Source organism: Undibacterium sp. SXout7W, assembly GCF_049339385.1.
Taxonomy (GTDB): Bacteria; Pseudomonadota; Gammaproteobacteria; order Burkholderiales; family Burkholderiaceae_D; genus Undibacterium.
Map to the genome: position 1 here is coordinate 356983 of NZ_JBMPPF010000002.1, position 13337 is coordinate 370319.

Annotated in this window: 13 protein-coding genes; 12 read left to right on the forward strand and 1 reads right to left on the reverse strand. The window is 47.9% G+C overall.

Annotated features, from left to right (window positions below; genetic code table 11):
- The first annotated feature begins 28 nt into the window (after nt 1-28).
- The 4 genes from ACO0LB_RS03935 to ACO0LB_RS03950 all read left to right on the forward strand — a co-directional run bounded on the left by ACO0LB_RS03935 (nt 29) and on the right by ACO0LB_RS03950 (nt 6360).
- The gene (locus tag ACO0LB_RS03935; RefSeq protein ID WP_423046667.1) at nt 29-3397 is read left to right on the forward strand and encodes a methylmalonyl-CoA mutase family protein; all 3369 of its coding nucleotides are present in this window, start codon (nt 29-31) and stop codon (nt 3395-3397) included.
- Between the two features lie 335 nt (nt 3398-3732).
- Nucleotides 3733-4776 (forward strand): hypothetical protein, encoded by a 1044-nt coding sequence (locus ACO0LB_RS03940; RefSeq protein ID WP_423046669.1) that lies wholly within the window; start codon nt 3733-3735, stop codon nt 4774-4776.
- Nucleotides 4777-4874: 98 nt separating this feature from the next.
- The gene (locus ACO0LB_RS03945; protein ID WP_423046671.1) at nt 4875-5777 is read left to right on the forward strand and encodes a hypothetical protein; all 903 of its coding nucleotides are present in this window, start codon (nt 4875-4877) and stop codon (nt 5775-5777) included.
- Nucleotides 5755-6360, forward strand: coding sequence for a nuclear transport factor 2 family protein (locus tag ACO0LB_RS03950; protein ID WP_423046673.1), 606 nt, complete (start codon nt 5755-5757; stop codon nt 6358-6360). Before ACO0LB_RS03945 ends, ACO0LB_RS03950 begins: the two co-directional genes overlap by 23 nt.
- 112 nt (nt 6361-6472) lie before the next feature.
- Here the strand turns inward: ACO0LB_RS03950 and ACO0LB_RS03955 are convergent, their stop codons facing one another.
- Nucleotides 6473-6673 carry a phage integrase N-terminal SAM-like domain-containing protein gene (locus ACO0LB_RS03955; protein WP_423046675.1) on the reverse strand — a complete coding sequence of 67 codons (201 nt, stop codon included), beginning with the start codon at nt 6671-6673 and terminating at the stop codon, nt 6473-6475.
- An 838-nt stretch (nt 6674-7511) separates the two neighbouring features.
- Between ACO0LB_RS03955 and ACO0LB_RS03960 the strand changes: the two genes are divergently transcribed.
- The 8 genes from ACO0LB_RS03960 to ACO0LB_RS03995 all read left to right on the forward strand — a co-directional run bounded on the left by ACO0LB_RS03960 (nt 7512) and on the right by ACO0LB_RS03995 (nt 13058).
- The gene (locus ACO0LB_RS03960; protein WP_423046677.1) at nt 7512-7949 is read left to right on the forward strand and encodes a glutaredoxin family protein; all 438 of its coding nucleotides are present in this window, start codon (nt 7512-7514) and stop codon (nt 7947-7949) included.
- Nucleotides 7950-8101: 152 nt separating this feature from the next.
- Nucleotides 8102-8728, forward strand: coding sequence for a hypothetical protein (locus ACO0LB_RS03965; RefSeq protein WP_423046679.1), 627 nt, complete (start codon nt 8102-8104; stop codon nt 8726-8728).
- 305 nt (nt 8729-9033) lie between these two features.
- The gene (locus ACO0LB_RS03970) at nt 9034-9396 is read left to right on the forward strand and encodes a GFA family protein (RefSeq protein WP_423046681.1); all 363 of its coding nucleotides are present in this window, start codon (nt 9034-9036) and stop codon (nt 9394-9396) included.
- Nucleotides 9397-9532: 136 nt separating this feature from the next.
- Nucleotides 9533-9766 (forward strand): hypothetical protein, encoded by a 234-nt coding sequence (locus ACO0LB_RS03975; RefSeq protein ID WP_423046683.1) that lies wholly within the window; start codon nt 9533-9535, stop codon nt 9764-9766.
- 86 nt (nt 9767-9852) lie between these two features.
- On the forward strand, nt 9853-10179 hold the full coding sequence (locus ACO0LB_RS03980; RefSeq protein WP_423046685.1) for a hypothetical protein: 327 nt from the start codon (nt 9853-9855) through the stop codon (nt 10177-10179).
- A gap of 627 nt (nt 10180-10806) precedes the next feature.
- A complete protein-coding gene (locus tag ACO0LB_RS03985) occupies nt 10807-11781 on the forward strand; it encodes a hypothetical protein (protein ID WP_423046687.1) in 975 nt (324 codons plus the stop codon).
- Between the two features lie 297 nt (nt 11782-12078).
- Complete coding sequence (locus tag ACO0LB_RS03990) at nt 12079-12441, forward strand: hypothetical protein (RefSeq protein WP_423046689.1); 363 nt, start codon at nt 12079-12081, stop codon at nt 12439-12441.
- Between the two features lie 275 nt (nt 12442-12716).
- Nucleotides 12717-13058, forward strand: a complete 342-nt coding sequence (locus ACO0LB_RS03995) for a zinc ribbon domain-containing protein YjdM (RefSeq protein ID WP_423046691.1) — start codon at nt 12717-12719, stop codon at nt 13056-13058.
- Nucleotides 13059-13337 lie beyond the last annotated feature (279 nt).

Consider the following 13337-nt stretch of genomic DNA (forward strand, 5'->3'; position numbering starts at 1 on the left):
TCTTTGCCAACGCAATGTTGAGGAAGACATGACCGACCTGTCCGTAGCCCAGAATCTGACCGAATATAAACCTGCTAACAAAGTCCGTTTCGTCACGGCTGCTTCGCTGTTCGACGGCCATGATGCCTCGATCAATATCATGCGCCGCATCCTGATGGCGAACGGTGCCGAAGTGATACATCTGGGGCATAACCGCTCGGTGGAAGAAATCGTCACTGCCGCCTTGCAGGAAGACGCGCAGGGCATTGCGATTTCGAGTTACCAGGGCGGCCACGTCGAGTATTTCAAATACATGATCGATCTGCTCAGACAACGTGGTGGCGCGCACATCAAAGTGTTCGGCGGCGGCGGCGGTGTGATCGTGCCGGAAGAAATCGCCGATCTGCATGCGTATGGCGTGACCCGCATTTTCAGCCCGGAAGATGGGCAGCGCATGGGTCTCGTCGGCATGATCCTGTCGATGATACAGGCGTGCGATGTGAACTTGTCCGGCTATGCACCAACGTCGCTTGACGTGCTCACCGAAGGTGACATCACGACCCGGCATCGCCCGCTGGCGCAGCTGATTACCGCACTCGAAAACGACAGTGTTCAGCCAGAATTGCGCGCCGAATTATTAAAAGCCGCAGAGCAGACCAGCGTACCGGCGTTCGGTATCACAGGAACCGGCGGCGCTGGTAAATCTTCACTGACCGATGAGCTGATCCGCCGTATCCGTCTCGATCAGGACGATCAGTTGAATATCGCACTGATCTCGATAGACCCATCGCGTCGCAAATCCGGCGGTGCCTTGCTCGGTGACCGCATCCGTATGAATGCGATCAACCCGTGGGCGGGACAAGTGCGCGTGTTCATGCGCTCGTTGGCGACACGTGAAGCCGGTTCAGAAATTTCCCAGGCTTTGCCGGATGTGATTGCGGCTTGCAAAGTCGCTGGCTTTGATCTGGTGATCGTGGAAACTTCCGGTATCGGTCAGGGCGACGCGGCGATTGTGCCGCATGTGGATGTGTCTATGTATGTGATGACACCGGAATTCGGCGCCGCTTCGCAACTCGAAAAAATCGATATGCTGGATTTCGCCGATTTCGTCGCGATCAATAAATTTGACCGTAAAGGTGCGCAGGATGCTTTGCGCGACGTCGCAAAACAATACCAACGCAACCGCGAACTATGGAGCAAAAAGCCTGATGACATGCCGGTGTATGGCACGCAGGCGTCACGCTTTAATGATGATGGCGTCACAGCCTTGTATCAAGGGTTGCTACCAGCTTTGACCGCTCGTGGTTTGAAAACCATCCCTGGCAAACTGGCACCGGTGACGGTGAAATTTTCCAGCGCCAAAAACGTCATCGTGCCACCGGCCCGCAGCCGTTATCTGGCAGAAATTGCGGACACGGTGCGCGGTTATCACAAACACACTGGCAAGCAAGTGGTGCTCGCACGTGAACGTCAGCAGTTGCACGAGTCGGCACGCATGTTGCACGAGCATCTGCAGGCGAATGGCCGCACGCCGGTGGTCGTTCGTCCACAGGCAGAACAAGCTGGGTCAGCAGAGTTGCAATCCCGCCTGCGCGAAAACGATATTTTGTTTGAACTGAATCAGCTTGCCAGCGACAAAGACGCCCAGCTGGATGCTGAATCCAAAAAACTGATCAGCATGTGGCCGGATATGCAGCAAGCTTATTCCGGTGATGAATATGTCGTCAAAATCCGCGATAAAGAAATTCGCACCCGCCTGACTTACAAATCTTTGTCCGGCACGACCATTCGCAAAGTCTCGCTGCCACGTTTTGCCGATCATGGTGAAATCCTGCGTTGGCTGATGCTGGAAAATGTTCCTGGTTCTTTCCCTTACACTGCCGGTGTGTTTGCATTCAAACGCGAAGGTGAAGACCCGACCCGTATGTTCGCCGGTGAAGGCGATCCTTACCGTACCAATCGCCGCTTTAAACTGGTGTCGCAAGGCATGGATGCCAAACGCTTGTCCACGGCGTTTGACTCGGTCACGCTGTATGGTGCTGACCCAGCGATCCGCCCTGATATTTACGGGAAAATCGGTAACTCCGGCGTGTCGGTAGCGACGCTGGACGATATGAAAGTGCTGTACGATGGCTTTGATCTGTGCGATCCGGCGACCTCGGTCTCCATGACGATTAATGGCCCCGCACCGACGATACTGGCCTTCTTCATGAACACCGCGATTGATCAGCAAATGGATAAATTCCGCGCTGATAATAAGCGCGAACCAACCGCTGACGAAGCCGCCAAAATCCGCGCCTGGGTGTTAATGAATGTACGCGGTACGGTGCAGGCCGACATTCTGAAAGAAGATCAGGGGCAGAACACCTGTATTTTCTCGACCGAATTTTCACTCAAGGTGATGGGCGATATTCAGGAATACTTCGTGCATCATCAGGTGCGTAATTTCTACTCGGTGTCGATCTCCGGTTACCACATCGCCGAAGCGGGCGCGAACCCGATTTCGCAACTCGCATTCACGTTGTCGAACGGTTTCACTTTCGTCGAAGCCTATCTCGCACGTGGCATGCACATTGATGATTTCGCCGCGAATCTGTCATTCTTCTTCAGCAATGGTATGGACCCCGAATACACCGTGCTGGGCCGTGTCGCACGCCGTATCTGGGCCGTGGCGATGCGCGACAAATACGGCGCGAATGATCGCAGCCAGAAACTGAAGTACCATATTCAGACGTCCGGCCGCAGCTTGCATGCACAAGAAATCGACTTCAACGATATCCGCACGACGCTGCAGGCCTTGATCGCGATTTATGACAATTGCAACAGCCTGCACACCAATGCTTACGACGAAGCCATCACCACACCAACGGACGAATCCGTCCGTCGTGCTCTCGCAATTCAATTAATCATTAACCGTGAATGGGGTCTGGCGAAAAATGAAAACCCGATACAAGGCAGCTTCATCATCGAAGAACTGACCGATCTCGTCGAAGAAGCCGTGTTGCAGGAATTCGAACGTATCGCCGAACGCGGCGGTGTGTTAGGTGCGATGGAAACCGGCTATCAGCGCGGCAAGATACAGGAAGAGTCCATGCATTACGAACACCTGAAGCATGACGGCACCCTGCCTATCATCGGCGTCAACACCTTCCGCAATCCTAAGGCAAACGACGCACCGCAAAAGATAGAGCTGGCGCGTTCAACCGAAGAGGAAAAACAGTCGCAACTCACGCGCCTCGCTGATTTCCATCAACGCCATGCGAACGTCGCACCGCAAGCACTGGCAGCGTTGCAGCAAGCCGCGATCAACAATGAAAATGTGTTCGCCAAACTGATGGATGCTGCAAGAGTCTGTTCACTCGGCCAGATCACTACTGCTTTGTTTGAGGTGGGTGGGCAATATCGTCGCAATATGTAGTTGAGCTGTTCTTTAATTTCTTGCGCGGTCGCATCGTTGTGTGTGCGGTCAACAGAAACTGCAGATAAAAATCCCGGACGAGTTCCGGGATTTTTATTTCCGCAAACGCTCACAGACCTGATTGAGTTAGCGAGGCTGCGATGTGATTTTTGGGTCATTTGCTTGTACTGCGTCTTTAGGCGGTATCACCAATATATAGTCAAACTAGATAAGAAGAAAAAGGCATGACAAGCGAATGGTTAATTTTTCAGTGCTGAGTTATGATGCAATCTTGCAAACTTAATTCAAATTCGGCTCATTACTCATGCCCGTTTCCATCGCTCATCGGAGGTAGCTTGCGAAACCTATTTGTTGTTCTGGTTTTTCTAACGCTGACTTTCTCAACTACCGTTAGTGCCTTCGGGGAGTCTCCATTTACTGGCACTTTCATTTCCAATCTCGACCAAAATGGAGTTATGTTCTTGTCTTTGGTTCAGACACAGACCACTGTTTCAGGGTTGCTTGTTTCAGTCTATCCAGACAATGAGCAAGGCACGCGGAGTCACACCAATTCCTTACGCGGTGAAACCGACGGAAAGATACTAATCCTGAAAGATGGAAGCCTTGTGCTAAACGGGAAAAAGTCAGGCAGCAGCATTTCTCTGACCTTTCCCGATCGATCAGGATTGATATTCACCGCCACATTTATTCCTGGCACTGAGACGGAATTCAACCGATCGGTGATAAAGCTTCGAGACACGCGCTTGTCTCAGATCGCTCTAAACAAGGAAACGGAGCGTCAAGCAGAAGGCGAGAGGCAGAAGCTTTTCAAGCTAGTAAATATTTTGCAAGCAGATGTGGCTGCAATTAAGAATACTGATATCAAATCCGACTTGGAAAGCGTAGCGTCCTCTGTCAAAGGTGCATATTCTGCAATCAAGGATATCGAAGCTCATCTTGCTAAGTTAAAGCGTGAGGCTTCAGTTCGACCAATGACCTGTTATCAAGCTAACCAAACGGTTCGATATGGATTCGAGCAAACTATGCGCTATGACTTCTCACAAACGCTGGGCTACGCAGCGAACAACTACAAGAACGGTATTCAAAGGCTGGGGGAACGCTTGGAAAAGGTATCCGGGATGGTCGCGAAGATAGATCAAGAGGCGAATGATCTGAGGCAAGCAATCAAAATCGCCAAGTTTGGGGTGCCGAAGCTAACGTTCTCTCCCGGTGAAGAGCAGGCTCCGCTGAAGCAATATCAGGAACTCGCTGCTTTGGCCCGCGGAGAGATGCCGAGGCTACAGCAGAAGCTCGACAACGCAGTAAGTAGAGCCAAGGAGTTGATGCAAGAGGGGGAGCAGGTAATGAGGGCTGCGCAAGACCTTGTGCGCTGCAACTAGGTGAGCAATGGGCCGAACTCATCATTCCACCGGACCTACACGAAAAGCCGCACAGGCCGATGGATTCAAACGTTATATTTCACAGAAAGGACTTGAGCGTGAGTGAAAAAATTCGAGAAAAAGGCAAGGAATACTCGCGCTTTTTGGAAACGCTTACATTTGAACAAATAGCGTATGAGAACGAAGTCAGCTACAGGAATGCTCAAGCGGAGTTCAGCCGCTTTGTCGATAGCTTTGAAGTTGGCATTTGCTACTTGTGCGAGAAACCTTTAACGTCCTTCAGCAAAAAATTACCTTGCCCTCATTGGCTATTGAAACCCAAGGGGTTCAAGAAGAACGATCTACCCGCTGTTGCACAAAAACATGGCTTTTATCAAATCCAGTCATTCCTCCGATGGGTTGCGAATCAGGACAAATTTGCAAGAAACATAAATGACTTATCGGAAGAAGGGACAGGGAAATTATTTGAAGTCACAATCAAGTGGAAAAATATAGAGTGGGCCTTTTCCTGTGCCGAGTCTGATTATCAAGGGCATGCGACATCACAGTATTCGAAGCATCAGCACTACCACTTCCAGATGCGACTCGACAATCGGCCATTCATCAATTACAGCGATTTTCACTTGCCGTTCAGCGAAATGGACATCATCAACATTGAAGCGATGAGAGCGCGCCCCGAAAAAATGACGCAAAGATTTTTATTTGGCGAAGGCATGAACGATCTCCTTAGTGATGAAACTGTTGAGCACATCGTCAATACGTCTGTGCCGCTGGACATGGAGGACGAAGCCATGTTCAAGCTCAATACCATCGCCATAGCAGATGAAGGCAAAACCATTAGCGGCGATGACCTCTACGCTCTAATTCAAGAAGCCAAGGCAAAGGGAGTTACGGTAGCCAGCTTAATGCACAAGCTACCAAATGCTCGGACCCAGGTCATAGTTGCCCCTGGGCTTGGAGTTGTGGAACAAGCTCCACGTGGTCGAAAAAGTGACGCATAGTTACTGGTTAAGCTTGGCGTTAGTAAACCTGGCACCCAAAATCGATAGGGTGGGCCGTACGCAACATTCAAAAAATGCGAAAAATTCAAAAGTGATATGTTTGAAAAATGTGGCGCGCGTGGCGCACCCTAAATGGCTAAGACTTCATCACACTTCCACGTTAGCTGCACAACGAAAGAAAGGCACCACGCTCAAGATTATGAAAACACCGAAGCCTTCAGCAATTTCTAAGCGATCAGAGAACATTGTCCAAGCTCAGTTGGATGCGTATAACTCACGAGATCTAGATGCTTGGCTGGCAACATACAGTGAAGATGCGCAGCAACTCCTTCTTCATGCAGGAGAACTTGCAATAGGTCACGATGCAATTCGGAAGAGAATGGAAGAAAGATTTAACGATGCTAAGCTCCACGCTCAATTGCTTCATCGAATCGTGATGGATAACATCGTTGTAGATCACGAGTTGGTTACTCGTACCTTTCCTGACGGGTTGGGAAAGGTTGAAATGGTTTGTATCTATGAAGTAGACCGCGACAAAATCGTAAAGGCAACGTTCGCAATTGGACAAGCCCATTCTGCATAATACCCGCGCAGTGCTGCCTTACTATCATAGTAACTATTTGCTCGAACTTGAAGTCTGGAGCAAGGATAGGAAGACATTGATGAGGCGTTCGGCAACTACAAAGAGGGTACGGTTAAGGATATTGTCTTATCAAGGAGATTCCAATCGTATCGGTCTGCTTTCCAATAAACGCTTCCACTTCAGGTGCAGTCAAGTTTCTGGGACGGCGTATCCCGAACAAGAGTATGAAAAAACGTATTAAGTACATGTACACTTTTTCAACAGATAAGCTGTAATGCTTATAACGCAAACGTTCGCGTGCCTGATCCTGCAAGCGCGGTTTTCAGGAATGATGTTTTTGTTTGTGATGTATGAATTATCAGTGCAAACAAATATGGCCAATGTTCATACGATTTTCAAGGAGATTGAAAATATTAATATTTTGACCATATATGGTTAATGTTGTAAAATGAAAATTAAATAACATTGTGCCTTCTGCGAACTCACTGCCACCGCCAAATGACTATCGACTACACACTCAGCATTCGCGCTTCTTGCATTGTCTTCGCCGCACTTTCCGCAACCGGTTGCGCGGTTGTTCATCGGCCATATACAGCTCCTGCCGATGAGCCTGTTGCGTACCTGAGAATTACCGATTCCTCAGGCAATGGCTTACCGAGTAACAAAGCAAAGGTTGCTACGTTCGACCGTGCGGAAAATTGTCAGGGCAGATACTGGATGAGGGGCGGGCCTACAAACATGAAGCAGACAGAAGTATCAACCTCGTTCGAGCGAGTTCGAGCGTCGAGAGATCTGTCTGTTGCGATCCACTATACAATCGGTGGAAGTCTGGGAACAGGTTACACGTTTTGTGTTCCGATCTTTCGCTTTACGCCAGCACCCGGGCTCTATTACCGAGCAGTCCTTGCCGCGACCGGGAATAGCTGCCAGATCTCGCTGCAGTCGTCTTCTGACGTATCAATGAGCAATGCTGAACAGGTTCTATTTAGAAAGATGCTGTTTTCCAACGGGATGGACGAGAACAGCAGCTTTTGCAGCCCGACGCAATGAAACGAAGGTCTAACCCCTTCCATCGAGAGGGCATGCCCCGGCAAGCCGGGTCATGTCCCTCATGTCAAACGTCAGGCTCTTTGCTCTAATAAGGCCAATTCATGCGTACAAACTCAATTCGCCCGCGTATTGTCATCAGAACCGTACTGCTAACCATTCTTGTCGCCGTGCCCACGCTGTTCAGCGCCTATTGCTACGTCAATCGAGACCGCATCTTTCCCGCACGGGGTAGCATAGTCGTCTACGGTCGAGAGAGTTGCGGCATCACTCGCATGGTCCGAAACGATCTGGCTGAAATGGGCATTCCATACGTTTTTGCAGACGTGAATGTTTCTGCCATCCATGATGAACTACGCTACAAACTCGGGCCAAATTTTAACGAACCCACCTATACCTATCCAGTGGTTCATGTTGGCGGCAAGATTCTCCTCACGCCAACGGCAGAGCAAATTCAAAGAGAGCTATCTGTCAAACAGGAGAGAACAGCCAGGGACTACTCAACATTCCTTAATGGCGCAGATCCGGTTCCTCATTACTAATCCATGAACCACCATGCCTACGTTCCCCAGCCTGGCTGGTCTTTCAACGCGGACGGTAACTCAGGTCATGCCTTCGGCATCTTCATGGCCTGTGTCAGTACCCTCCGCATTTCGTGTTCCGGTGCCGGTTAACTAGGGCGTTAGGTGTCTTTATGGATTCACTCCGACTGTTATCCGCGTTACTCATTTTCTCGTTTTGGCCTTCGTACGCTGCTGCTGAATATACGGGAAAATATCAGAGAGCACTTGCTGCGACGTCCTCAAATTTTCCACATCTGAACTTTATCTGGGCGAATGCTGAAGGTGACTTGAACGGCGACGGAATACCAGATGTCGCCATGCTGCTTACCGGGAACAGGGCAGAAAATGATCCACGGGAAGAAAGACTTGTTGTTCTGACTGGAAATCCTGACGGCAGTTACAAGGTGTTGTCGATATCGGCCGAGTTCTGCCACCCCAGTAAATTCTATAACCTCGAAATCGTAAAAAATTCTTTGTTCGCTCAAATGGTGGAATACGCGGACTCCTCCCGCATATCGAGTTACACACTGCAGTTTCGCTATAACGCCAAAATCAATGATCTTGAACTCATTGGTGAAGAAATGAACTCTGAGAGCTATGAGACGGATTCCATCGAGCGAACCAGCACTAACTACCTCACTGGAACGGTCATTCACACAACGAAGACCGGAACAAAAGGAAAAACGAAAACGAGGACAGAGCAGATTGGAAGGTCTGTCTCCCCTGCTAAACTCAACGGATATTTGTGTGGAGGCTAATCCCCTCGCCTCTCATGTCGCATGTAGTAAACCCGGCACGAAAAAACGATAGGGTGTGCCGTGTGCCGCGCTGGCAAAATGCGAAGAACTCAAAAGTGATATGTCTGGAAAATGTGGTGCGCGTGGCGCACCCTACGTGGGGATAGGGTAATTTTGATCGCGTTTTTTCTTCAGCATCAACACCACAGGTAAGTACCAGAAATCGCATCATTAAAGCGCATCATACGGCGGCAGATATATAGTTTTCTCACATCTGTGGACGAAAATAGCCTATGGTATATTCAGGTATTTCTGGAGTTGATAATATGAGCCATCGATCATCTGAACATTATATTGGTGCCTGTCATTGTGGAGCAATCCGGTTTGAGATTGAAACTGATTTCCCAGAGTTGACCATGTGTGATTGTTCTATCTGTAAAAAGAAAAATGCATTGATGGTCAAAGTGCATGAGACTAAGTTCAAGCTGCTTCAAGGTCAGGACTCTCTGACTGAATATCGATTTCACACCAATACTGCAACGCACTGTTTTTGTAAAGTCTGCGGTATTTACACTTTTCATCGCAAACGCGTTACGCCAGATCATTTGGGCATTAATGTCTTTTGTCTGGAAGGATTTCAAGCGGATGGAATTCCTATCAGGCAGGCGGTTGGCGCAGCGATGTCATAAAAAGAAAACTTACTTTTTCCAAAAGCAATGTCCCCAGACAGACGCAAGGTTGCATCACGTATTGATTGGAAATTGTCTGGTAATGTCATGAAATTCGTTTGCTGTTGGTTTCAATATGATTTCAGAGGAGTCAATCATGGCCTATGACGGTGTAGACGAAAGTAAACGTTGGCCATTATCGCGATTTTTGATTGTGGGCGTGGTCATTGCTGTCGCAGGCTATCTCCCGCTTCAGTGTTATATTATTTTCGGACCACGTGACGGTAATCCTATTGGCTTGGGGTTGTTGGCTGTGATCGGAATTTTGTTGGGAATGATCGTCTTTTCGATTGGTGTGATCAAACGGGTGATTCGTTATTTTCTGGCATGAAGTGCAAGCATGTTCTATATTGCATCAACAGGTGATGGAGATTCGCTATCATTGTTCGCCAAGAATTGAAACAGAAAGGCAGTACCATGAAAATGAAAACAGTGCAGTCTCCTATCGTTGCCAAAGTTTTACTGGCATCAGGATTGATTAGTGCGTTTCTTATGTATTTTCTTACCCAATTATTGCCAGGTGTATCGATGATGTCTCTGGCGCTATACCTCGCTCTGGGAACGACAGCATTGATTGCCATTCTGATGTCAGTCGTGATTATTTCGATGACAGTCAGACAGTTTATTTTACGCTCAGGTGGAACTGATACGCAGTGGCTCTGGTTTCCTGAAGACCCACCTGGTCTGGTCGCTCTACGCAACAAACGACGCGTCGTGGTGGCTGCAAAGGGCGACATTACCTAGTGTGAATGCCTTATGTAGTGATGTCGCCTGATGTCGCTTTCTCTTTGGTTTGTTCTTTGAACTTTGTCGCAACTTGCGGCAAATACAAGTATATCTCTTCATCTGGATACCATCTGACACACATCAGGTCTAGAATCCATCTGCATTAGCTACCAACTCGATCGATGATCGGACGACGTGCTTCTGCTTACCCTGCAGCAGCCGTGATTTACATTTTTTACTGACTGCCAAAATTTCCAATAGCGCTTAGAAACCCCATGTTTATGAGCAGTTGCACATCGCTGTCATGTGAATAACGTCACACCACAAACACATTCATGCACTGATTGACAGTCAATTGATTGGCGCAGAGCTCTCAACAGACAATCCTGCTGAATAAGAAGGTGATTGTTTATCGCAGCATTTAATAAAAAATCTGATGCAGAGGCCGTGTCGAAGTGCGTCTTGATTTGATGAAAAAGTATTTTTAAATTGATTAAATTGCAATGAAATAATAATATGTATTGACGAATACTATCTTTTAAAAAGATATTTGTTTTGTGGCGGAGATGAATAATCTTGTTCCTCTCCAGGAGACATGCTGACCGTGCATGTTTTGTCGATTCTTTTTAATGTACCAATTTACTCATGAAAATAGCTATCCCTCTATTTTGTACCAGTCTCGCTCTGCTATCAGGTTCGGCAACAGCGGAGTCCTACAGTTTTAATTTGAAACAGATTATTAAAAATGGTGTGAAGGAAGGGCAGCAAAACGGAGCGAAATCGGAGCAGGGCGCCGGTATTGCGAATGGTAGTCCATCGGGGTATTCAGGTACGCCAGCAACGGCAAGGCAGGAAGGAATTGTCACAATGGAGGGCTTGCCGCGTCAGGGATCGGCAGGTTTAATTCTGGACTCGAATTCCATGGTGAAATATCTGGCATCGATTCGCAAGCCAGATGTTGGTGGCGTGAGTTTAGGAATGAATATAAACGAAGCGCTGCCTATCGTGAAGAAGCTGAACGCGGGTTACCGGATTGAACAGTTTTATTCCCCGCAATATGGATACAAAGGCGTGATTGCAAAAGCTGGGCCAGCTAACCGGACGCCAAGCGATCAACTGACGTTGTATGTGAATGAAGCGGGTACGGTGTGGTTGGTTGCTCGCCATATTGAATTGCCAGACAATCAATCCATCCTGCTGGATACCTTCAGAAATACTTTGCTTGAAAAATACGATACTCCCAATATGATCACTGTTGAACGTGCCCGTCCAACATATCCACACTATGCCTGGTCTTACGACGTCAATGGTCAGCAATATGGATCGCACAGCAGTGGATTTAAAGGTGATCCGTGTATTTTTGCGCAGTCGACTATCTGGGCACCTGTTTCACCGTATGTTGATGTACCGAATTCCCATCGGAATACGTGTGCCATCGCACTGGTTGCCTCTGCGTATACTCAATCGAATAATCAGCAACTCATTAATCAATACAATATTATTCTGTACTCGCCACTGATGATCCGTGATGTGAATGCCATGAATGCACGGCAGGCAGAATTCCAGAAACAAAAACACGAAGCAGAAGAAAAGGCCAGAAGTAATAAGCCGCAACTGTAATACGGCTAAGTATTATTCATGTAGGTGATGCAGCTAAGAGGTAGATGAAAATATGGTCGGTATGTGGTTAACTCTGATCAATATCTGGTCTGTTTGGTGGCACTCACATCAATGTACGATCGTTACGTGGCTATTGGGTTATTTGGCTATAAAGCGACGCACATTGATGGTGAGCAGTCAATTGCTTCGTCATGAGTGCGGATGAGTTTTTTACAGATAGCCGTGTGTTGTAGCCAAATTTCAGCGTTGCCATTGGATTGGAGTATTTTTTGTATTTCTTTTCAACAGGAGTCATGAATGAAGCATTTTTTTGTCGTATTTACGGGTTCGCGCGAAGCATCTGAGCGTTCAGGGTGGAATGCATTGACAGAACAGGAGCAGCAGGTGCGAACGCAGGAAGGAATACAGGCGTGGCATAGCTGGATGCAGAATAATGCCGCGCGCATAGTGGTGCCTGGTGGACCGGTTGGCATGACCAAACGTGTTTCTGCTGCCGGTATTGAGGATGACCGTAATAATCTGTGCGGCTATCTGGTGATCGCAGCAGAGTCGCATGAAGCAGCTGCCCGTTTGTTTGAAGGGCATCCGCATTTCTCAGTTTTCCCTGGCGAGGCGGTCGAGATTATGGAATGCCTGCCCATTCCTGGGTCGGAGGCATAATTGTTCTGAGTAAATGTTCATGTCAATTGCTGGCGGGCATACTGAGTATGCGTTGGTGTGATTTTTTTCGGTGGTACGGATGTTGATATTTGATGAATGTTGAAGAGTTGATGTCAGAGAAGATGCAATGAGAGATAACCAAAAACATGATTTTGCCTAAAAAATAGGCAATTTATTCATCTTGATATAAGTAAGTTTGCCGAAGAACAGGGAAGATGGCAGCTTGATCGGCTATAATTAAGGGTATTCCGACTAATAGCTGAGAAAGAAATTGTATGTCTACTGTACCCGCCTGCCCTCAATGTACTCTGGAAAATACCTATCCGGATGGGGATAATTTTGTCTGTGCTGATTGCGGATTTGAATGGCCGGCTGTCGCAGTTGCCACCGCTGAGGATAACGATGAACGTATCGTGAAGGACTCGAATGGCAATATTCTGGCGGATGGTGATGCGGTAGTGTTGATCAAGGATTTGAAAGTAAAAGGCTCATCAACCACCTTGAAGATGGGTACCAAGGTCAAAAGTATTCGCTTGGTGGGTGGCGATCATGAAGTTGATTGTAAGATGGATGCAGGTAATTTTATGCTTAAAGCCTGCTATCTGAAGAAAGTCTGATTCGACTTCACACCGTTTGTTTTTGTCGTCTTGTTCTGTGTGACGCATGACATGCGGGGGGGATCATGACGGTTAACTGCTCGCCGGTTTATTCCTGATTAGGGAAAGTCTGATTAAGTTCTAATTTTCTTAAACTTCGAAACTAAGTGCCACTCATTCATAAAACATGCTCGCGAGAGCATGTTTTATAGTGGAAATTGGAGCGAATGTTTCCAATTTTTCTTGTTCTTGCGCGATTTCTCGCACAATCGGCACACTATGGCAGGCGCATCAAGCGCC